The sequence below is a fragment of the Pseudomonas sp. R3-57 genome (assembly GCF_051132065.1).
In the GTDB taxonomy this organism is placed as follows: Bacteria; Pseudomonadota; Gammaproteobacteria; order Pseudomonadales; family Pseudomonadaceae; genus Aquipseudomonas.
On the sequence record NZ_CP071655.1, the window covers coordinates 4,862,611 to 4,884,655 of the forward strand.

The following is a 22,045-nucleotide window of genomic DNA, read 5'->3' on the forward strand; positions in this document are numbered from 1 at the left end:
TAGCTGCCGCACATTACAAACAGTGCCGTGGGCGCCGACAAATGGTTTTCGAGGTGGCAAAAAGGGGGCCAAGCCCCCTTTTTGCTTACTGAGTCAACGCCAAGGCGTCAATTACTCAGCTGCAGCCTGAGTTTCTTCAGCTGCGAATTCTACAGTACCGCCAGCAACGTTGTTGCGACCGCGGATCACTGCGTCAGCCATCGAACCCATGTACAGCTGGATAGCGCGGATTGCGTCATCGTTGCCTGGGATGATGTAGTCAACGCCTTCCGGGCTGCTGTTGGTATCGACAACGCCGATGACCGGAATGCCCAGCTTGTTGGCTTCGGTGATCGCGATGCGCTCGTGGTCAACGTCGATCACGAACAGTGCGTCAGGCAGACCGCCCATGTCCTTGATGCCGCCCAGCGAACGATCCAGCTTTTCCAGGTCACGGGAGCGCATCAGCGCTTCTTTCTTGGTCAGCTTGGCGAAAGTACCGTCTTCGGCCTGAACTTCAAGGTCACGCAGACGCTTGATGGAAGCACGAATGGTCTTGAAGTTGGTCAGCATGCCGCCCAACCAGCGGTGATCGACGTACGGCGAACCGCAACGTGCTGCTTCTTCAGCAACGATCTTGCCAGCGGAACGCTTGGTGCCGACGAACAGAATCTTGTTTTTGCCCTGGGCCAGACGCTCTACGAAAGTCAGAGCTTCGTTGAACATTGGCAGGGTTTTTTCAAGGTTGATGATGTGAATCTTGTTACGCGCGCCGAAAATGTACTTGCCCATTTTCGGATTCCAGTAACGGGTTTGGTGACCGAAGTGCACACCGGCCTTCAGCATATCGCGCATGTTGACTTGGGACATGATAGTTCCTTGATAAGTCGGGTTTGGCCTCCACGTATCCCAATGACCAACCAATGGCATCAAGCCAAGGGCACCCAGGTCATCGTGTCGACACGTGTGTGGATTTAAGCCTTTCGGGGCATCCCCGGAAAGCGGCGCATTTTATACCACAGGGTGCGCAGAAACGGAACCCGAAATCTGTATTCGCACCAGGGACATGGGCGCCGCCCCCTTGGAATCGGCTCAAGGCGCACCATTGTATAGAGAGAAGCGATGCACGCCGGCGCTGAATTGCGCCATACGTCTGTTAGAATCGCGTTTTTCGGGTGCCCATTCCACACCGGCCACCCTGTTTGTATCCGCAAGCGCCGCCGAGCGCAGAGAGAGCCTGTATGACCGTCAACCTCAAAACCCCCGAGGACATCGCTGGCATGCGTGTCGCCGGCAAACTGGCCGCCGATGTGCTGGAAATGATTGCCGAACATGTCAAACCGGGCGTGACCACCGATCAGTTGAACCAGATCTGCCACGACTACATCGTCAATGTGCAGCAAGCGATTCCCGCCCCGCTCAATTACAAGGGCTACCCGAAGTCGATCTGCACCTCGATCAATCATGTGGTGTGCCACGGCATCCCGAATGACAAACCGCTGAAAAACGGCGACACCCTGAACATCGACGTCACCGTGATCAAGGACGGCTATCACGGCGACACCAGCCGTATGTTTCATGTCGGCGAAGTGCCGGTGTGGGCCGAGCGTCTGTCGCAGATCACCCAGGAATGCATGTACAAGGCGATCGAGATCGTCAAACCCGGCTGCCGCCTCGGCGACATTGGCGAAGTGATCCAGAAACATGCAGAGAAGAACGGCTTCTCGGTGGTTAGAGAATTCTGCGGTCACGGTATCGGCAAAGTCTTTCACGAAGAACCACAGATCCTGCACTACGGTCGCGCCGGCACCGGCATGGAACTGAAGGCCGGCATGACCTTCACCATCGAGCCGATGATCAACCAGGGCAAGGCCGACACCAAGGTATTGGGCGACGGCTGGACCGCGATCACCAAAGACCGCAAGCTTTCGGCACAGTGGGAACACACGCTGTTGGTGACCGACACCGGCTATGAGATCTTCACGTTGCGCAGCGATGACACCATCCCGCGCATCTCGGCCTGATCAAGTAAACACGCCCAGCCTCTTATAAAGGAAAGCCAATCGATGCCGCAGGTGGATCCCGAACTCTTCGACCGCGGCCAGTTCCAGGCTGAACTGGCCCTCAAAGCGAGTCCTATCGCGGCGTTCAAGAAGGCGATCCGCCAGGCCCGCGAGGTCCTCGACACGCGTTTTCGTAACGGTCGCGACATTCGCCGCCTGATCGAAGACCGTGCCTGGTTCGTCGATAACATCCTGCAAAAGGCCTGGGAGCAATTTGACTGGAGCGAAGACGCCGACATCGCGCTGGTCGCGGTCGGCGGCTACGGTCGCGGTGAACTGCACCCGTATTCCGACATCGATTTGCTGATCCTGCTGGACAGCGCCGACCATGAAGTTTTCCGTGATTCCATCGAGCGCTTTCTCACCTTGCTATGGGACATCGGCCTGGAAGTCGGACAGAGCGTGCGCTCGGTCGATGAATGCGCCGAAGAGGCCCGCGCCGACCTGACCGTGGTCACCAATCTGATGGAGAGCCGCACGATCTGCGGCCCCGAGCGTCTGCGCCAGCGCATGCTCGATGTCACCAGCACCGCCCATATGTGGCCGGCCAAGGAGTTTTTCCTGGCCAAGCGCGCCGAACAAAAGGCCCGCCACCACAAGTACAACGACACCGAATACAACCTCGAACCCAATGTCAAAGGCTCGCCCGGCGGCCTGCGCGATATCCAGACCATTCTCTGGGTGGCCCGACGTCAGTACGGCACCCTGAACCTGCGCGCCCTCGCCGGCGAAGGTTTTCTGGTCGAAAGCGAAAACGCCCTGCTCGCCTCGTCCCAGGAATTCCTCTGGAAAGTACGCTACGCCCTGCACATGCTCGCCGGCCGCTCCGAAGACCGTTTGCTGTTCGATCATCAGCGGACCATCGCCGGCCTGCTGGGATTCGAAGGCGACGACGCCAAACAGGCGGTCGAGAACTTCATGCAGCAGTATTTCCGCACGGTCATGAGCATTGCCCAGCTCAGCGATTTGATCATCCAGCACTTCGAAGAAGTCATTCTCGCCCCGGAAGACGAAGCGCCGCCGCAGCCAATCAACTCGCGCTTCCAGCTGCACGACGGCTATATCGAGGCGCGCAACGATAACGTGTTCCGCCGCACGCCGTTTGCCATGCTCGAGATATTCGTGCTGATGGCCCAGCAGCCGGAGATCAAGGGCGTGCGCGCCGACACCATTCGTCTGCTGCGCGAAAACCGCCACTTGATCGACGACAACTTCCGCAACGATATTCGCAACACCAGCCTGTTCATCGAATTGTTCAAGTGTAAGATCGGCATCCACCGCAACCTGCGCCGGATGAACCGTTACGGCATTCTTGGCCGCTATCTGCCAGAGTTCGGTTTCATCGTCGGGCAGATGCAGCACGACCTGTTCCACATCTATACGGTCGATGCGCACACACTGAATCTGATCAAGCACCTGCGTAAATTGCAGTACACCCAGGTCTCGGAGAAATTCCCGCTGGCGGCCAAGTTGATGGCCAAGCTGCCCAAGCCTGAGCTGATCTACATGGCCGGCCTGTACCACGACATCGGCAAGGGCCGGCATGGCGACCACTCGGAAATCGGCGCGGTCGATGCCGAAGCATTCTGCCAGCGCCACCAGTTGCCAGTGTGGGACAGCCGCCTGATCGTCTGGCTGGTGCAGAACCACCTGGTGATGTCGACCACCGCCCAGCGCAAGGATCTGTCCGATCCACAGGTGATCCACGATTTTGCCTTGGCCGTGGGCGATGAAACCCGTCTCGACTATCTCTACGTACTGACCGTGGCGGATATCAACGCGACCAATCCGACCCTGTGGAATTCATGGCGCGCCAGCCTGCTGCGCCAGCTCTACACCGAGACCAAACGCGCCCTGCGCCGTGGCCTGGAAAATCCGGTGGATCGCGAAGAGCAGATCCGCCAGACGCAAAGCGCTGCGCTGGATATCCTCGTGCGCGGGGGCACCGACCCGGATGACGTTGAACAGTTGTGGGCGCAACTGGGTGATGACTATTTCCTGCGTCACACCGCTGGCGACGTGGCCTGGCACAGCGATGCGATCCTGCAGCAGCCGGTCGACGGTGGGCCGCTGGTGCTGATCAAGGAGACCACCCAGCGCGAGTTCGAGGGCGGCACGCAGATCTTTATTTATGCTCCCGACCAACACGATTTCTTCGCGGTGACCGTGGCGGCCATGGACCAGCTGAATCTGAACATTCACGACGCCCGCGTCATTACGTCCAGCAGCCAGTTCACCCTCGACACCTACATCGTGCTCGACAACGAAGGCGAGTCGATCGGCGACAACCCGACGCGGGTCAAGCAGATCCGCGAAGGCCTGACCGAAGCCCTGCGTGACCCCGACGACTACCCGACGATCATTCAGCGTCGCGTGCCGCGCCAGCTCAAGCATTTCGCCTTTGCGCCGCAGGTGACGATTCACAACGATGCGCAGCGCCCGGTGACGGTACTGGAACTGACCGCGCCCGATCGCCCCGGCCTGCTCGCACGGATCGGTGGGATTTTCCTCGAATTCGACCTGTCGCTGCAGAACGCCAAGATTGCGACCCTGGGCGAACGCGTGGAAGACGTCTTCTTCATCACCGACGCGCACAATCAACCGCTGTCCGATCCCTTGCTGTGCAGCCGCTTGCAGGATGCGATCGTCGAGCAGTTGAGCGTCAATCAGGAACCGGATATCAAGCTGTCCCGAATCAGTATCTGAACCCATCCATTACCCCGGTGGGAAGGAATACTCCGACTTCAGCCTGTTAACCCAACCCTTGTAGGAGTGAGCCTGCTCGCGATAGCGATGTACCAGCTTGCATACATATTGAATGTGCGGCCCTCATCGCGAGCAGGCTCACTCCTACAGGTTCGGTGAACGGCTCAGTTATGGAGTCTTGCCCCACATTGACCGAGGCCCCCATGAACAACGCTTTGAATCAGCTCCAGCCGTACCCGTTCGAAAAGCTGCGCGCCCTGCTCGGCAGCGTGACGCCGAACCCGGACAAGCGCCCGATCGCCCTGTCGATCGGCGAGCCGAAACACCGTTCGCCGAGTTTTGTCGCCGAAGCACTGGCCAACAGCCTCGACCAGATGGCGGTGTACCCCACCACCCTTGGCATTCCGGCCCTGCGTGAAGCCATTGGCGGTTGGTGCGAGCGGCGTTTCGGCGTGCCGAACGGCTGGATCGATCCGGCGCGCAACGTGCTGCCAGTCAACGGCACCCGCGAAGCGCTGTTCGCCTTCACCCAGACCGTGGTCAATCGTGGCGACGATGTCTTGGTGGTCAGCCCCAACCCGTTCTATCAGATCTACGAAGGCGCGGCGTTTCTTGCCGGGGCCAAGCCGCACTACCTGCCGTGCCTCGACGAGAACGGCTTCAACCCGGACTTCGATGCAGTTTCCGCGGACATCTGGAAGCGCTGCCAGATTCTCTTTCTGTGTTCGCCGGGCAACCCGACTGGCGCACTGATCCCGGTCGACACCCTGAAAAAACTGATCGCCCTGGCCGACCAGTACGATTTCGTGATCGCCGCCGACGAGTGCTACAGCGAACTGTATTTCGACGAACAAACCCCGCCGCCAGGCTTGCTCACTGCTTGCGTTGAGCTGGGTCGCCAGGACTTCAAGCGCTGCGTGGTGTTCCACAGCCTGTCCAAGCGTTCCAATCTGCCGGGCCTGCGTTCCGGTTTTGTTGCCGGTGACGCCGATATCCTCAAAGGCTTCCTGCTGTATCGCACCTACCACGGCTGCGCGATGCCGGTGCAAACCCAACTGGCCAGCGTGGCCGCATGGAACGACGAAGTTCACGTACGTGCCAACCGTGCGCTGTATCGGGAAAAGTTCGATGCCGTGCTGGCGATCCTCAGCCCGGTGATGGACGTACAGCGCCCGGATGGCAGCTTCTACCTGTGGCCGAACGTGCAAGGTGACGACGCCGCATTCTGCCGCGACCTGTTTGAGCAGGAACACGTAACCGTGGTACCGGGTTCGTACCTGTCCCGCGATGTCGACGGCGTCAACCCGGGCGCCGGCCGGGTACGCATGGCGCTGGTTGCGCCGCTGGCCGAATGTGTCGAAGCGGCGGAGCGTATTCGCGCGTTCGTCACCCGCCAGCAATAACGGCCAGTTCCCGCACCGGAGCTTCTGGTGCGGGCAATGCACCTGTTATTTCACCTGCCCCAGATTGGCCTCGCTCAAGTCCAGCTCGCCAAGCACTTCTCTAAGGACGTCATCACCGATCTGGTGATGACGGCTCAGGCTGTACAACTCCAGACGTTGCGCCCGCAGCGCTTTCAACCGTAAGCGCCGCTCGAGCAGATCCATCTGGAAGGCCAATGCCTGCGCCTCCGCCGAATCATTGAACACGTCGAGCTGATGGCGATATTCGGACATGATCCGTGCCTTCAGTTCGGCAGCCAGTGCCGCTTGAGCGGCGTCCTGCGGGACGGCCTCTTCGGTCTCAAGGGCATGAATCGCCGCCTCGGCGGTTTTGCGCCAGGCGTCGCGCACTTCCTGACGACGCTTGTCGTCGGGACTCTTTTCGATACCGCGCAGCAGCAACGGCAAGGCAATGCACGCCGAGATCAGCGACAGCAGGATTACCCCGGCAGCGATGAATATCAGCAGATCACGCTCGGGAAACGCCTGCGCGCCGATCAACATCGGCACCGACATCACCCCCGCCAGCGTCACCGCCCCGCGCACGCCGCCGACCGTCAGCAACCAGCAGGAACGCGCGGTCGGCACTTGAGTCAACTCGCCCTTGCCGCGCAAACGACGCAGCAGTACCGACAAGCGCCAGATGCTCTGCACCCAGACAAAACGCAGCAATACCAACGCGAGGAAGATCGCCACCACGTCGAGGCAACGATAAAAAAGCGTTGGCCACAAAGTCGGCTCGTGGCTGACCACGGCTTTGATGATGTCCGGCAATTGCAGGCCGAGCAGCAGGAAGATCAAACCGTTGAAAGCAAATTCGAGCAGCGACCAGACACTGCGATTGAGCAGTCGGGTGCTGGTCTGCCGTGGCAACAGATCGAGCCAGCTCTGCATCATCCCTGCCGCTACCGCCGAAAGAATGCCCGAGACGCCGAGACGTTCGGCCAGCACATACGCGGCGAACGGCAGCAGCAACATGAACACCACGTGCGTGGCCGGGTCATCCCAGCCGCGGGCAATCATCCACGCGCGCAAGCGTCCGACCAGCCAGCTCAAGGCCACGCCGACAGCCAGCCCGCCGAGCGCCACGACAACGAAACTCAGGCCAGCGCTGGTCAGTGAGAACACCCCGGTGATGGCAGCAGCAAGGGCGAACTTGAACGTCACCAGACCCGAGGCATCATTCATCAACGCCTCGCCCTGCAATATGTGCATCAGCGGCGTCGGCAAACGATTCTGCGCAATGGCCGAGACGGCCACGGCGTCGGTCGGCGACAGCACCGCGGCCAGGGCAAACGCCACCGGCAGTGGAATTGTCGGCAACAGCCAGTGAATGAAATACCCGGCGCCGACCACGGTAAACAACACCAAACCCACCGCCAGCGTCAGGATCGGCCCGCGCAATTGCCAGAACGCGCGCTTGGGCATGCGCCAGCCATCGGAGAACAGCAACGGTGGCAGGAACAGAAACAGGAACAACTCAGGATCGAGCGCCACATGCAGGCCGAGGGTCGGCCAGGCAAGCAAGGCGCCGGCGGCGATTTGCACCAGCGGCAGTGGCAGCGGAACGATCCGGCCGATCAGACGCGAGACGCCGACCAGCATGAGCAGGATCAGGACGGTGTAAGCAGTTTGCATAAAACGTAGATTCCGGACCATCGACAGCGTTCAATTGCCATATTAACCGCTCAGGATGCGTCTGACCGTTGCACCTATGTCGCACGGTTGAGCGCCGATCCCCGGTGGGAGCCAGCCTGCTGGCGTTAGCGGCCGCACATTGAGACGGATATCGACTGATCCGACGCAATCGCCAGCAGGCTGGCTCCCACAGGTTTTGTACCGGCAAATCGACCTCAGGCGCCGCGAAACCGTTTGGTCATGGCATAATCCGACACCATTTTTTTCCAGCACCTGCAAAGGGGGCGATTCCTTGGCCGTTTCAAGCAAAACATTGCACCTTTTCGGCATCAAAGCCTGCGACACCATGAAAAAGGCGCGCACCTGGCTCGATGAACACGCTGTCAGCTACGATTTCCACGATTACAAGACCGCCGGTATCGACCGTGAACACCTGACCCAATGGTGTGACGAACACGGCTGGCAGACTGTGCTGAACCGCGCAGGCACGACCTTTCGCAAACTCGACGACGAACGCAAAGCCGATCTCGACCAGCCGAAAGCCATCGAACTGATGCTCGCGCAACCCTCGATGATCAAGCGCCCGGTGCTCGATCTCGGTGACCGAACCCTGATTGGCTTCAAGCCAGATATCTACGCGGCCGCTCTGAAGTAAGCAGCCCGTCACTCTTTGTAGAGGTATTCCCATGTCCAATTCTCTGTTCAGCATCGCCTTCGGTATCGGCACCCAGAACCGTCAAGGCGCGTGGCTGGAAGTGTTCTATGCACAGCCATTGCTCAACCCTTCGGCCGAACTGGTCGCGGCCGTTGCGCCGATCCTCGGTTACACCGAAGGCAACCAGGCCATCACCTTCACTACCGCCCAGGCTGCGCAACTGGCTGAAGCGGTAAAGGGCATCGACGCCGTGCAAGGCAAGTTGCTGACCCGTCTGGCCGAGAGCCACAAGCCGCTGGTTGCGACCCTGCTGGCTGAAGACACGCAGCTGACCTCGACGCCTGAGGCCTACCTGAAGCTGCACCTGCTCTCGCACCGTCTGGTCAAGCCGCACGGCGTTAGCCTGGCCGGCATTTTCCCGCTGCTGCCGAACGTAGCCTGGACCAGCCAGGGCGCTATCGACCTGAGCGAGCTGGCGGAAATGCAACTGGAAGCCCGTCTGCGTGGCGAGCTGCTGGAAGTGTTCTCGGTGGACAAGTTCCCGAAAATGACCGACTACGTGGTACCGGCCGGCGTGCGTATCGCTGACGCCGCGCGTCTGCGTCTGGGCGCCTACGTCGGTGAAGGCACCACCGTGATGCACGAAGGTTTCATCAATTTCAACGCCGGCACCGAAGGCCCGGGCATGATCGAAGGCCGCGTTTCCGCTGGCGTCTTCGTCGGCAAGGGTTCGGACCTGGGCGGCGGTTGCTCGACCATGGGCACCCTGTCGGGCGGCGGCAACATCGTGATCAAGGTCGGCGAAGGCTGCCTGATCGGCGCCAACGCCGGTATCGGCATTCCGCTGGGCGATCGCAACACCGTTGAATCGGGCCTGTACGTGACCGCCGGCACCAAGGTCGCGCTGCTGGACGAGCACAACAACCTGGTTAAAGTGGTGAAGGCACGCGAGCTGGCCGGCCAGACCGACCTGCTGTTCCGTCGCAACTCGGAAACCGGTGCCGTGGAGTGCAAGACCCACAAATCGGCGATCGAACTGAACGAAGCGCTGCACGCTCACAACTAAGCACGCGGACGACTCATTGTAGGAGTGAGCCTGCTCGCGATGGCGTTGGATCAATAGCTGTAAGGTTGACTGACACACCGCCATCGCGAGCAGGCTCACTCCCACAGGGGCAGCGTATAGCCCGCCCAATTTCACAGGGCTGAACACATGATGATTCCCTCCCCCTGGCGCGCCGATTTCCCGGCCATCGCCGCTCTGCAACGGCAGGACCAGACCTATCTGGACAACGCCGCCACCACGCAAAAACCGCAAGCCCTGCTCGATGCGCTGACGCATTACTACGCCAACGGCGCGGCCAACGTGCACCGCGCGCAACATTTGCCCGGCGCGCATGCCACGCAAGCGTTCGAAGACAGTCGGCACAAGGTTGCACAGTGGCTGAATGCGGCTGACAGCGGGCAAATCATTTTTACCCACGGCGCCACCAGCGCGCTGAATCTTCTGGCCTATGGGCTGGAACATTTATTCCAGCCGGGCGATGAAGTTGTCATCAGCGCCCTCGAGCACCACGCCAATCTGCTGCCGTGGCAGCAACTGGCCCTGCGGCGTCAGCTGAAACTGGTGATCCTGCCGCTGGGCGCTGACGGCCTGATCGACCTCGCTGCTGCTGTGCACCTGATCGGCCCACGTACGCGTTTGCTCGCGGTCAGTCAGCTGTCCAACGTGCTCGGCGCCTGGCAGCCATTGACCGCTTTGCTCGGCATGGCCAAGGCGCAAAACGCGCTGACCGTGGTCGATGGCGCGCAAGGCGTGGTCCACGGCCGGCACGACGTGCAAGCGCTGGGTTGCGACTTCTATGTGTTTTCCAGCCACAAGCTGTATGGCCCCGACGGCCTCGGCGTGCTGTTCGGTCGTAACGCGGCGCTTGCACAGCTCAAGCCGTGGCAGTTCGGCGGCGAGATGGTGCTGGAAGCCCACTATCACGACTCGCGCTTTCGCCCCGCCCCGCTGGGTTTCGAAGCGGGCACTCCGCCGATTGCCAGCGTGATCGGCCTCGGCGCGACCCTCGATTATCTGGCCGGTCTGGATCAGGACGCGGTGTCCGCCCATGAGGCGGCGCTGCATGACTACTTGCTGCGTGGCCTCGCCGCGCGCAACGGCATCCGCCTGCTCGGCAAGCCACAACTGGCGCTGGCCAGTTTCGTCGTCGAGGGTGTGCATAACGCTGATCTGGCGCATCTGCTCACCGAACAGGGCATCGCCGTGCGCGCCGGGCATCATTGCGCTATGCCGCTGATGAAAGGCTTTGAGCTGGCGGGAGCGATTCGCGTATCGCTGGCGCTGTACAACGATTCTGAAGATCTGGAGCGCTTTTTCGAGGCGCTGGATCAAGCGCTGGAGATGTTGCGATGAGCCTGCCGATGGAAGCGAGCGAAGCGCTGCAGACGTTTCAGAACGCGGCGGGCTGGGAACAGCGGGCGCGGTTGCTGATGCAGTTTGGTGATCGCTTGCCGCCCATGGATGACGCAGACAAATGCGAGGCCAACCGCGTACATGGCTGTGAAAGTCAGGTGTGGCTGGTGGGGGTACTGCGCGACGGTCACTGGCAGTTCAGGGCGAGCAGCGATGCGCGGATGATTCGCGGGTTGGTGGCGCTGTTGTTGCTGCGGGTTAATGGCTTGTCGGCGACTGAATTGCAGCAGATTGATTTGCCTGATTGGTTTAATCAGCTCGGCCTGTCGCGCCAACTATCGCCCTCGCGCAGCAATGGCCTCAATGCCGTGCTCCAGCGCATGAATGAGCTGGCAGGCTGATCGCCATCGCTGGCAAGCCAGCTCCCACAGGGTTCGATGGTGTTCACAGATACAGTGAGCTCACTGAAATATCTGTGGGAGCTGGCTTGCCAGCGATGAGGCCATCAGCCACACAGCTCAAACCTGAGGTTTAACTCCGTCAGCCGGCCGCCGCACCCCGGCAACAACCTTGTCCACTGCCTTGGTCGCCGCCACCATGCCGAACGTTGCCGTGACCATCATCACCGCGCCAAACCCGCCGGCGCAGTCGAGCTTCACCCCGTCACCGACAAAACTCTTCTGCAAACAGATGCTGCCATCCGGCTTCGGGTAACGAAGTTGTTCCGTGGAAAACACGCACGGCACGCTGTAATGCCGGGTCACGGTGCGCGAGAAGCCGTAATCGCGGCGCAACGTTGAACGCACTTTCGAGGCCAGTGGATCGTTGAAGGTCCGGTTGAGGTCGCACACCTGGATCAGCGTCGGGTCAATCTGCCCGCCGGCGCCACCGGTGGTGATGATCTGGATCTTGCGCCGCTTGCACCAGGCGATCAGCGCGGCTTTGGCGTTGACTGCGTCGATGCAGTCGATCACGCAGTCGATGTCCGGCGTGATGTATTCGGCCATGGTGTCGCGGGTGACGAAATCTGCGACCGCATGCACGGTGCAGTCCGGGTTGATCCCGCGCAGACGCTCGGCCATCACCTCGACCTTGGGCTTGCCGACGGTGCTGTCCAGCGCGTGCAACTGCCGGTTGGCGTTGCTGACGCAGACGTCGTCGAGGTCGAACAGCGAAATCTCGCCGACACCACAGCGGGCCATGGCTTCCGCCGCCCAGGAACCGACACCGCCGACGCCGACGATCGCCACATGGGCGGCGCGCAAGCGCTCCAGGCCCTCAATGCCATACAAACGGGCGATGCCTGCAAACCGCGGATCTTCTGTACTCATGACCATTACCCCAAAAACCGGCGCGCATTATAGGGCTACAAAGCGACAAGTTTTAAGCGTGGAGCTGCAAGTGTAAGAACTTATGTGCTGGCCGGTTGCCCAACGTCGGGCATTTCTGCGTCTGTTGTACGACTCGTAGACTGCCGGTGTAGGATGCGCGCCCTTTGGCGCCTTGCCGACCGTTCCTTCGTTCCACAGCCTTTGGAACCCGAAATAGCTATGTCATCGCGTAAATTTGGACTCAACCTGGTGGTCGTGCTGGCCATCGCTGCCCTCTTCAGCGGTTTCTGGGCGTTGATCAACCGTCCGGTGTCAGCGCCGAACTGGCCGGAGCAAATCTCCGGCTTCTCTTATTCGCCATTCCAACAGGGACAATTCCCACAGAAAGATCAGTACCCGACTGACGACGAAATGCGCCGCGATCTGGAGATCATGAGCAAGCTGACGGACAACATCCGCATCTACTCGGTCGACGGCTCGTTGGGCGACATTCCAAAACTGGCTGAAGAGTTCGGCCTGCGCGTCACCCTGGGCATCTGGATCAGCCCCGACCAGGAGCGCAACGAACGGGAAATCGCCAAAGCCATCGAACTGGCCAACACTTCGCGCAGCGTGGTGCGCGTGGTGGTCGGCAACGAGGCGCTGTTTCGCGAAGAAATCACCCCCGAAGCACTGATCGTTCTGCTCGACCGTGTACGCGCCGCAGTCAAAGTGCCGGTCACCACCTCCGAGCAATGGCACATCTGGGAGAAATACCCGCAACTGGCCAAGCACGTTGACCTGATCGCCGCCCACATTCTGCCGTACTGGGAATTCATTCCGGTCGACAAGGCCGGCCAGTTCGTCTTCGACCGCGCGCGCGACCTGAAGAAGCTGTTCCCGAAAAAGCCCCTGCTGCTCTCCGAAGTCGGCTGGCCGAGCAATGGCCGCATGCGCGGTGGTGCCGATGCGTCGCCGGCCGATCAGGCCATTTACCTGGGTACGCTGGTCAACAAGCTTAACCGCCAGGGCTTCAACTACTTCGTGATCGAGGCGTTCGATCAGCCGTGGAAAGCCAGCGACGAAGGCTCGGTCGGCGCCTACTGGGGCGTGTTCAACGCCGCGCGTCAGCAGAAATTCAATTTCGAAGGCCCGGTTGTCGCGATCCCGCAATGGCGGGTGCTGGCCATCGGTTCGGTGGTGCTGGCGCTGTTGTCGCTGACCCTGCTGATGATCGACGGCTCGGCCTTGCGCCAGCGCGGCCGCACGTTCCTGACATTTATCGCGTTCCTCTGCGGTTCGGTGCTGGTGTACATCGGCTACGACTACAGCCAGCAATACAGCACCTGGTTCAGCCTGACAGTGGGTTTCCTCCTGGCCCTCGGTGCCCTCGGGGTATTCATCGTATTACTGACCGAGGCCCATGAACTGGCCGAAGCGGTGTGGACTCACAAGCGTCGGCGCGAATTCCTGCCGGTGGTCGGCGACTCCAGCTATCGCCCGAAAGTGTCGATCCATGTGCCGTGCTACAACGAGTCGCCGGAAATGGTCAAACAGACCCTCGATGCCCTCGCCGCGCTCGACTATCCCGACTATGAAGTGCTGATCATCGACAACAACACCAAGGACCCGGCGGTGTGGGAGCCGGTGCGCGACTACTGCGCGACCCTCGGCCCGCGCTTCAAGTTCTTCCACGTTGCGCCGCTGGCCGGGTTCAAGGGTGGCGCGCTGAACTACCTGATTCCGCACACCGCCAAAGACGCTGAAGTGATCGCGGTGATCGACTCCGATTACTGCGTGAGCCCGAACTGGCTCAAGCACATGGTTCCGCACTTTGCTGACCCGAAAATCGCTGTGGTGCAGTCGCCGCAGGATTATCGCGACCAGAACGAAAGCACTTTCAAGAAGCTCTGCTACGCCGAGTACAAAGGCTTCTTCCACATCGGCATGGTCACCCGCAACGACCGCGACGCGATCATTCAGCACGGCACCATGACCATGACCCGCCGTTCGGTCCTGGAAGAATTGGGCTGGGCCGACTGGTGCATCTGTGAAGACGCCGAACTGGGTTTGCGCGTGTTCGAAAAAGGCTTGTCGGCGGCGTATTACCACGATAGTTACGGCAAAGGCCTGATGCCGGATACGTTCATCGACTTCAAGAAACAGCGTTTCCGTTGGGCCTATGGCGCGATCCAGATCATCAAGCGCCACACCGCCAGCCTGCTGCGCGGCAAGGACACCGAGCTGACCCGCGGCCAGCGCTACCACTTCCTCGCGGGCTGGCTGCCGTGGGTCGCCGATGGCATGAACATCTTCTTTACCGTCGGTGCGCTGCTGTGGTCGGCGGCGATGATCATCGTGCCGCAACGGGTCGATCCGCCGCTGCTGATCTTCGCGATCCCGCCACTGGCGCTGTTCGTGTTCAAGGTCGGCAAGATCATCTTCCTTTATCGTCGCGCCGTCGGCGTCAACCTCAAGGATGCGTTCTGCGCGGCGCTGGCCGGGCTGGCGTTATCGCACACCATCGCCAAAGCGGTGCTGTACGGCTTCTTCACCAGCAGCATTCCGTTCTTTCGCACACCGAAAAACGCCGACAACCATGGTTTCTGGGTGGCGATTTCCGAAGCGCGCGAAGAAGTCTTCATCATGCTGCTGTTGTGGGGCGCTGCGCTGGGAATCTTTCTGGTCAACGGCATGCCGAGCAATGACATGCGCTTCTGGGTGGTGATGCTGCTGGTGCAGTCGCTGCCGTATCTGGCGGCGCTGATCATGGCGTTCCTGTCGTCGCTGCCCAAACCTGCCGCCGTGCAGGAACCGGCACCGGTCGTCTAAATCGGCATCGATGCACTAAACGGCGGCCAATGGTCGCCGTTTTGCTTTAAGATAACCGCCATTTTGCGGGGCTATCCTGATCCCTGTGGGAGCCAGCCTGCTGGCGATAGCGGTGCAAACATCACAGTTGAGTTGGCTGACACACCGTCATCGCCAGCAGTCTGGCTCCCACATTTAGTCCGTGCCCACATTCATGATTCCGGAGTTTTCCATGACGGCCCACGCCGACCTTTCGCCGACCCTCCAGCTCGCCATCGACCTGATCCGCCGTCCGTCCGTGACGCCGGTCGACGCCGATTGCCAGAAGCAGATGATGCAGCGCCTGGGCGATGCCGGTTTTACCCTGGAGCCGATGCGCATCGAAGATGTGGATAACTTCTGGGCTACCCACGGCAATGGTGAAGGCCCGGTGCTGTGCTTCGCCGGCCACACCGACGTGGTGCCGACCGGTCCGGTCAGCGCGTGGCAGATCGACCCGTTCAACGCGGTGATCGACGAACACGGCATGCTTTGCGGCCGCGGTGCGGCAGACATGAAAGGCAGCCTGGCGTCGATGACCGTTGCCGCCGAGCGTTTCGTCGCCGACTACCCGAACCACAAGGGCAAGGTCGCGTTCCTGATCACCAGCGACGAAGAAGGCCCGGCCCATCACGGCACCAAAGCGGTGGTCGAGCGTCTGGCCGCACGCAATGAACGTCTGGACTGGTGCATCGTCGGCGAACCGTCGAGCACCACGCTGGTCGGCGACGTGGTCAAGAATGGCCGCCGCGGCTCACTCGGCGCCAAGCTCACGGTCAAAGGTATTCAGGGGCACGTCGCCTACCCGCATCTGGCGAAAAACCCGATCCACCTCGCCGCCCCGGCACTGGCCGAACTGGCCGCCGAGCATTGGGATCACGGCAACGACTTCTTCCCGCCGACCAGTTTCCAGATTTCCAATGTAAATTCCGGCACCGGCGCGACCAACGTGATTCCGGGTGATCTGGTGGCGGTGTTCAACTTCCGCTTCTCCACCGAATCGACTGTCGAAGGCCTGCAGAAGCGCGTCGCCGATATTCTCGACAAGCATGATCTCGACTGGCACATCGACTGGGCGCTGTCCGGCCTGCCGTTCCTCACCGAACCGGGCGCACTGCTCGACGCGGTATCGGCGAGCATCAAGACCATCACCGGGCGCGAGACCAAGGCGTCCACCAGCGGCGGCACTTCCGATGGCCGTTTCATCGCGACCATGGGCACGCAAGTGGTTGAACTGGGCCCGGTCAACGCGACCATTCACCAGGTCAACGAGCGCGTTCTGGCGGCGGACCTCGATGTGCTGACCGAGATCTACTACCAGACCCTGATCAAGTTGCTCGCCTGATGCTCGCTTGCCCGATCTGCAGTGCACCGCTGAACGCGGTGGATAACGGCGTGGTCTGCCCCGCTGGGCACCGCTTCGACCGCGCGCGTCAGGGCTACCTGAACCTGTTGCCGGTGCAGCACAAGAACAGCCGTGATCCAGGCGACAATCAGGCGATGGTCGAGGCGCGCCGCGACTTTTTGAATGCCGGGCATTACGCCCCGGTGGCCAGGCGTCTGGCCGAACTGGCGGCCGGTTATGCGCCGGATCGCTGGGTCGACATCGGTTGTGGCGAGGGTTACTACACCGCGCAGATCGCCGAGGCTTTGCCGAACGCTGATGGCTACGCGCTGGATATCTCCCGCGAGGCCGTCAAACGCGCCTGCAAGCGTAACCCGGCGATCAGCTGGTTGATCGCCAGCATGGCGCGCGTGCCGTTGGCGTCGGGCAGTTGCCAGTTTCTCGCCAGCGTTTTCAGCCCGCTGGACTGGGACGAGGCCAAGCGTCTGCTGAGCGTGGGCGGCGGTCTGATGAAAGTCGGCCCGACCCGCGGCCACCTGATGGAACTGCGCGAACGCCTGTATGACGAAGTGCGCGAGTACACCGACGACAAGCATTTAGCCTTGGTGCCTGAAGGCATGGCGCTGGCGCATAGTGAAACGTTGGAATTCAAGCTGACGCTGGACAAGCCCGAGGATCGCGCCAACCTGTTGGCGATGACACCTCACGGCTGGCGCGCCAGTGCCGAGCGTCGCGCGGCGGTGATCGAACAGGCCGAGCCGTTCGAGACCACCGTGTCGATGCGCTACGATTATTTCGTTGTTCAATAACTTTTGGTTCCGGGCGAGCGCCCGGGGCCGGCTAAATCCGCGAATGGATTTTTCAGACCCGCAGTGAGGACATCCATGCGCCAACCGGATATCGAGATTTACCTGAAAGACGCCGACGTCGACCACAAGGCCATTTCGGCCTGGCTCGGCGCCGCGCTGGGCCCGTGCAGCGACTGGGTGCAGAAAGGTCAGACGTACAAGTGCAAGGCCGGCACCATCCCGGTGACCTGGCTGCCGAAAGCCGTGGGCAAGTGGAACAGCCTGTACCTGGAAAGCGATGCGACCCCATGGGACGACGACATCGCCTGCGCCCGCGCAGCGTTTGCCGCACTGAACGTCGAAGTGCGCTGCGCACCGGGGACATGGGTTGAAGAAGAAGGCGAAGAAACCGCCGACCGCTGGATTCGCATCAGCGAAGATGGCGAGGAAGAAATTACCTGGAAAACCGCGTAGCCCTGAGCAACGCAAATCCCATGTAGGAGTGAGCCTGCTCGCGATTGCGGTGTGTTCGATCGTTCCCACGCTCCGCGTGGGAATGCAGCCCGGGACGCTCTGCGTCCCAGAGCGGACGCGGAGCGTCCGTTGAGGCATTCCCACGCAGAGCGTGGGAACGATCTTTAGAGACCGACTACGTCCTCAGCCTGCAAGCCCTTCGCGCCGCTGATCACCGCATATTCAACCTGCTGGCCCTCGGTCAGCGACCGGTGCCCTTCGCCGCGAATCGCGCGGTAGTGCACGAACACGTCCGCCCCGTCTTCGCGTTGAATAAAGCCGTAGCCCTTGGCGTCGTTGAACCACTTCACATTGCCGGTTTCGCGTGTTGCCATCTGTTCATACTCCTTTTTTATTATTGAACGGGCTTTTCGCAGGAAAGCCTCAGAGGAACGTCAGCCTGCGTCCGACGTCCATCAAAGGGCACCGGCAACAGAGCGCCGAGTATATGACAGGTGGAAAAAGTCTCAACAGGAGATTACTTCGCCGCTTTTTTGCCGATTTTCGAGTAATCCGGCACACTATCGCCCTCCCGAGCAACCGCTCGGTTTTATTCACTCACGCAGAAGCCGTATGACCCGTTCCCCGTTCCGCCGTCTTGTGTTTGGCACCCTGCGCCGACTGTTGTACCTCTGGGTTCGCTCGGAGACGATCAATCAGTCGTCGTTCACCCTCAACCTCGACCGCAGTCGTCCGGTGTTCTACGTCCTGCAAAACCCTTCGTTGACCGATCTGGCCGTGGTCGACACCGAGTGCACCAAGGCCGGCCTGCCGCGTCCGGTGCTGGCCGTGTCGGTGGGTACGCTGATCGAGCCGGCGGCGTTTTTCTACCTGACCCCGGATCCGGACTGGCTCGGCCGCCAGGACAAACGCGGTGCGCCGCCGACCTTGACCCGACTGGTCAGCGCGCTGTCGCAAAATGCCGCCGAAGATGCGCAGATCATTCCGGTCAGCGTGTTCTGGGGCCAATCGCCGGACAGCGAAAACAGCCCGTGGAAGTTGCTGTTCGCCGACAGCTGGGCGGTGACCGGCCGTCTGCGGCGCTTGCTGAGCATCATTGTCCTGGGCCGCAAGACCCGCGTGCAGTTCTCCGCGCCGATCCACCTGCGCGAGCTGATCGATCACAACAAGGGCCACGAGCGCACCGTGCGCATGGCCCAGCGGATTCTGCGTGTGCACTTCCGCAACCTGAAAGCGGCGGTGATCGGCCCGGACATTTCCCACCGGCGCAATCTGGTCAAAGGCTTGCTCAATCAGCCGCTGGTCAAACAAGCGATCCTCGACGAAGCCGAGCGCGAAAACATCTCCCCAGAGAAAGCCAAGGCCCAGGCCCTGCGTTACGGCAACGAAATCGCCTCGGACTACACTTACACCGCGATCCGCTTCCTCGAAGTGGTGCTGAGCTGGTTCTGGAACAAGATCTACGACGGCATCAAGGTCAACCACATCGAAGGCGTGCAAGAAGTTGCCCCGGGGCACGAAGTGATCTACGTGCCGTGCCACCGCAGCCACATCGACTATCTGCTGCTGTCGTATCTGCTGTTCCGTAACGGCCTGACCCCGCCGCACATCGCCGCCGGGATCAACCTCAACATGCCGGTGATCGGCAGCCTGCTGCGCCGCGGCGGTGCGTTTTTCATGCGCCGAACGTTCAAGGGCAACCCGCTGTACACCTCGGTATTCAACGAATACCTGCACACGCTGTTTACCAAAGGTTTCCCGGTTGAATACTTCGTCGAAGGCGGTCGCTCGCGCACCGGGCGCATGCTGCAACCGAAAACCGGGATGCTCGCGATCACCCTGCGCAGCTTCCTGCGTTCGTCGCGCATGCCGATCGTATTTGTGCCGGTGTACATCGGCTACGAGCGCGTGCTGGAAGGTCGCACTTACCTCGGCGAACTGCGCGGGGCGAGCAAGAAGAAAGAATCGATTTTCGACATCTTCAAAGTCATCGGCGCGCTCAAGCAGCGTTTCGGTCAGGTCGCGGTGAACTTCGGTGAGCCGATCAAACTCGCCGAATTTCTCGACACCGAGCAACCAGACTGGCGCCAGCAGGACCTCGGTCCGCAGTTCAAACCGGCGTGGCTTAACGAAACCACCAACCGTCTCGGCGAAAAAGTCGCGCGGCATCTCAATGAAGCGGCGGCGATCAACCCGGTGAATCTGGTGGCGCTGGCATTGCTCTCGACCACGCGTCTGGCGCTGGATGATCGTGCCATGGCGCGGGTGCTGGACCTGTATCTGGCGCTGCTGCGCAAAGTCCCGTACTCGCCGCACACCACCCTGCCGGAAGGCGATGGCCGCGCGCTGATCGAGCATGTGAAGGACATGGACCTGCTCGCCGAGCAGAACGATGCGCTGGGCAAGATTCTTTATCTGGACGAACAGAACGCCGTCCTGATGACCTACTACCGCAACAACGTGTTGCACATCTTCGCCCTGCCGTCGCTGCTGGCGAGCTTCTTCCAGAGCACCTCGCGCATGAGCCGCGAGCAGATCCTGCGCTACACCCGCGCGCTGTATCCGTACCTGCAATCGGAGCTGTTCATTCGCTGGACGCTGGATGAGCTGGACGGTGTGGTCGATCAATGGCTGGAAGCGTTTGTCGAGCAGGGCCTGTTGCGTTTCGAGAAGGACTTGTACCTGCGCCCGGCACCGAGTTCGCGACATTTCGTGCTGCTGACACTGCTGTCAAAAAGCATCGCGCAGACCTTGCAGCGTTTCTACATGACCGTGTCCCTGCTGCTCAACAGCGGCCAGAACAGCATCAGCGCCGAAGAACTGGAAGACCTGTGCACGGTCATGGCCCAGCGCCTGTCAATCCTCCACGGTTTGAACGCCCCAGAGTTTTTCGACAAAAGCCTGTTCCGCCACTTCATCCAGACGATGCTCGACCTCGACGTGCTGCGCCGCGACGAAGCCGGCAAGCTCAGCTATCACGAACTGCTCGGCGAGCTGGCCGAAGGCGCGGCGAAACGCGTGCTGCCAGCGGAGATTCGTTTGTCGATCCGCCAGGTGGCGCTGCATCGCAGTGAAGATGCGGCGGACCAGGTCACCGCGTTGCCGGAAGCCTGACGCAAATCCCTGTAGGAGTGAGCCTGCTCGCGATAGCGGTTTTTCAGTCAACATCACTGTCGTCTGACATACCGCCATCGCGAGCAGGCTCACTCCTACAATTGAATGAAGTACTACATGAAAAAATTGTTGACCATTGCCACCGCCACCCTGCTCAGCGCCTGCCAATCCACCACCCCGGCCGGCAAAGTCGGCCTCGACGGCGAAGTGTTCTACCTGCAACGCATCGCCCTGCCGCCAAGCGCAACCCTGAGCGTCAGCCTGCAAGACGTTTCGCTGGCCGATGCACCCGCCGTGGTGCTTGATCAACAGAAAGGCCCGGTCAAAGGCCAGGTGCCGCTGCCGTTCCACTTGAGCTACGATCCGGCGCAGGTCAAACCCGGCCATCGCTATTCGGTCAGCGCGCGTATCGAGGTCAACGGTGAGCTGATGTTCATCACCACCGAAAACCACGCCGTGCAGCTCGACGGCAGCGACCCGCAGCCGCTGAGAATCCGCGTCGACGCCGTCCGCTAATTCACGCTCCACCACAAGGAAGCCGCCATGCGCCGCCCTACCCTTCGCTTCGCCGCCATCTGCACCGGCCTGATGCTCTCCGCCAACGCCCTGGCCCTGTCGCTCAGCGACCTGTCGCAACAAGACGCCGCCGGCGGCCTCAAGGATGCCCTGACCCAAGGCGCACAAATCGCCGTCAAACAACTGGGCACGCCCGGTGGCTTCAGCAACAACCCTGAAGTGAAGATCGAACTGCCAGGCAAACTCGGCAAAGCCGCGAGCAAGATGAAAGCCTTCGGCATGGGCGCCCAGGTCGAAGAACTGGAAACCGCGATGAACAAAGCCGCGGAATCCGCCGTGACCCAGGCTCAACCGATCCTCGTCGACGCCGTGAAGAAAATGAGCGTGGCCGACGCCAAAGGCATCCTCAGCGGCGGCAACGACTCCGCCACCCAATACCTGGATAAATCCAGCCGCGAACAGATCCGCGCCAAGTTCCTGCCGATCGTCAAACAAGCCACCGACAAGGTCGGCGTCGCGCAGAAGTACAACTCGTTCGCTGGCCAGGCCGCCGCGTTCGGTGTGGTCGATGCCAAAAGCGCCAACGTTGAAAACTACGTTACCGAACAGGCGCTCAATGGTTTGTTCGAAATGATTGGCAAACAGGAAGAAACGTTGCGCCAGAATCCTGCAGCGGCGGCGACGAGTCTGGCGAAGAAGGTGTTTGGCACGTTGTGATGTACTGAACGGAAAAGCCCGCTGAAGTG

The 22,045-nt window shown here is 60.9% G+C and carries 18 protein-coding genes; 14 read left to right on the forward strand and 4 right to left on the reverse strand.

Features of this window, described 5'->3' with window-relative positions; genetic code table 11:
* Positions 1-111: 111 nt before the first annotated feature.
* Complete coding sequence (gene rpsB, locus J3P93_RS21985) at positions 112-849, reverse strand: 30S ribosomal protein S2 (RefSeq protein ID WP_003222119.1); 738 nt, start codon at positions 847-849, stop codon at positions 112-114.
* Between the two features lie 371 nt (positions 850-1,220).
* Here rpsB and map point away from each other — a divergent pair, with 371 nt between their 5' ends.
* The 3 genes from map (at position 1,221) to dapC (ending at position 6,151) form a co-directional block, all read left to right on the forward strand.
* Positions 1,221-2,003, forward strand: coding sequence for a type I methionyl aminopeptidase (gene map, locus J3P93_RS21990; RefSeq protein WP_093104260.1), 783 nt, complete (start codon positions 1,221-1,223; stop codon positions 2,001-2,003).
* Positions 2,004-2,045: 42 nt separating this feature from the next.
* Positions 2,046-4,748, forward strand: a complete 2,703-nt coding sequence (locus J3P93_RS21995; RefSeq protein ID WP_434591858.1) for a [protein-PII] uridylyltransferase — start codon at positions 2,046-2,048, stop codon at positions 4,746-4,748.
* Between the two features lie 203 nt (positions 4,749-4,951).
* A complete protein-coding gene (gene dapC, locus J3P93_RS22000) occupies positions 4,952-6,151 on the forward strand; it encodes a succinyldiaminopimelate transaminase (RefSeq protein WP_434591859.1) in 1,200 nt (399 codons plus the stop codon).
* A gap of 45 nt (positions 6,152-6,196) precedes the next feature.
* On the opposite strand, the gene J3P93_RS22005 is transcribed toward dapC, so the two are convergent.
* Positions 6,197-7,828 (reverse strand): Na+/H+ antiporter, encoded by a 1,632-nt coding sequence (locus tag J3P93_RS22005; protein ID WP_434591861.1) that lies wholly within the window; start codon positions 7,826-7,828, stop codon positions 6,197-6,199.
* A 346-nt stretch (positions 7,829-8,174) separates the two neighbouring features.
* On the opposite strand from J3P93_RS22005, the gene J3P93_RS22010 reads away from it, so the two are divergent.
* The 4 genes from J3P93_RS22010 (at position 8,175) to J3P93_RS22025 (ending at position 11,303) form a co-directional block, all read left to right on the forward strand.
* Positions 8,175-8,483 carry an arsenate reductase gene (locus tag J3P93_RS22010; RefSeq protein ID WP_064364289.1) on the forward strand — a complete coding sequence of 103 codons (309 nt, stop codon included), beginning with the start codon at positions 8,175-8,177 and terminating at the stop codon, positions 8,481-8,483.
* A 31-nt stretch (positions 8,484-8,514) separates the two neighbouring features.
* Positions 8,515-9,549 carry a 2,3,4,5-tetrahydropyridine-2,6-dicarboxylate N-succinyltransferase gene (dapD, locus tag J3P93_RS22015; RefSeq protein ID WP_434591863.1) on the forward strand — a complete coding sequence of 345 codons (1,035 nt, stop codon included), beginning with the start codon at positions 8,515-8,517 and terminating at the stop codon, positions 9,547-9,549.
* Positions 9,550-9,696: 147 nt separating this feature from the next.
* Positions 9,697-10,902, forward strand: coding sequence for an aminotransferase class V-fold PLP-dependent enzyme (locus J3P93_RS22020; RefSeq protein WP_434591864.1), 1,206 nt, complete (start codon positions 9,697-9,699; stop codon positions 10,900-10,902).
* Positions 10,899-11,303, forward strand: coding sequence for a SufE family protein (locus tag J3P93_RS22025; protein ID WP_434591866.1), 405 nt, complete (start codon positions 10,899-10,901; stop codon positions 11,301-11,303). The genes J3P93_RS22020 and J3P93_RS22025 overlap by 4 nt, the downstream gene beginning before the upstream one ends.
* 117 nt (positions 11,304-11,420) lie before the next feature.
* Here J3P93_RS22025 and tcdA read toward each other — a convergent pair whose 3' ends face one another.
* The gene (gene tcdA / locus J3P93_RS22030; protein WP_434591867.1) at positions 11,421-12,239 is read right to left on the reverse strand and encodes a tRNA cyclic N6-threonylcarbamoyladenosine(37) synthase TcdA; all 819 of its coding nucleotides are present in this window, start codon (positions 12,237-12,239) and stop codon (positions 11,421-11,423) included.
* Between the two features lie 213 nt (positions 12,240-12,452).
* Between tcdA and J3P93_RS22035 the strand changes: the two genes are divergently transcribed.
* The 4 genes from J3P93_RS22035 to J3P93_RS22050 all read left to right on the forward strand — a co-directional run bounded on the left by J3P93_RS22035 (position 12,453) and on the right by J3P93_RS22050 (position 17,669).
* Positions 12,453-15,044: a glycosyltransferase gene (locus J3P93_RS22035; protein WP_434591869.1), complete on the forward strand. Its 2,592-nt coding sequence runs from the start codon at positions 12,453-12,455 to the stop codon at positions 15,042-15,044.
* A 211-nt stretch (positions 15,045-15,255) separates the two neighbouring features.
* Positions 15,256-16,407, forward strand: a complete 1,152-nt coding sequence (dapE, locus tag J3P93_RS22040) for a succinyl-diaminopimelate desuccinylase (RefSeq protein ID WP_332762662.1) — start codon at positions 15,256-15,258, stop codon at positions 16,405-16,407.
* Positions 16,407-17,216: a putative RNA methyltransferase gene (locus J3P93_RS22045; RefSeq protein ID WP_434591871.1), complete on the forward strand. Its 810-nt coding sequence runs from the start codon at positions 16,407-16,409 to the stop codon at positions 17,214-17,216. Before dapE ends, J3P93_RS22045 begins: the two co-directional genes overlap by 1 nt.
* Before the next feature lie 75 nt (positions 17,217-17,291).
* Entirely contained in the window at positions 17,292-17,669 is a 378-nt protein-coding gene (locus tag J3P93_RS22050; RefSeq protein WP_434591873.1) for a hypothetical protein, read from the forward strand.
* 164 nt (positions 17,670-17,833) lie between these two features.
* Here the strand turns inward: J3P93_RS22050 and J3P93_RS22055 are convergent, their stop codons facing one another.
* The gene (locus J3P93_RS22055) at positions 17,834-18,043 is read right to left on the reverse strand and encodes a cold shock domain-containing protein (protein WP_434591875.1); all 210 of its coding nucleotides are present in this window, start codon (positions 18,041-18,043) and stop codon (positions 17,834-17,836) included.
* 238 nt (positions 18,044-18,281) lie between these two features.
* On the opposite strand from J3P93_RS22055, the gene plsB reads away from it, so the two are divergent.
* The 3 genes from plsB (at position 18,282) to J3P93_RS22070 (ending at position 22,016) form a co-directional block, all read left to right on the forward strand.
* Positions 18,282-20,783 carry a glycerol-3-phosphate 1-O-acyltransferase PlsB gene (gene plsB / locus J3P93_RS22060; protein WP_434591877.1) on the forward strand — a complete coding sequence of 834 codons (2,502 nt, stop codon included), beginning with the start codon at positions 18,282-18,284 and terminating at the stop codon, positions 20,781-20,783.
* Between the two features lie 117 nt (positions 20,784-20,900).
* Positions 20,901-21,299, forward strand: coding sequence for a YbaY family lipoprotein (locus J3P93_RS22065; RefSeq protein ID WP_434591879.1), 399 nt, complete (start codon positions 20,901-20,903; stop codon positions 21,297-21,299).
* 27 nt (positions 21,300-21,326) lie between these two features.
* A complete protein-coding gene (locus tag J3P93_RS22070; RefSeq protein ID WP_090281983.1) occupies positions 21,327-22,016 on the forward strand; it encodes a DUF4197 domain-containing protein in 690 nt (229 codons plus the stop codon).
* Positions 22,017-22,045: the final 29 nt, after the last annotated feature.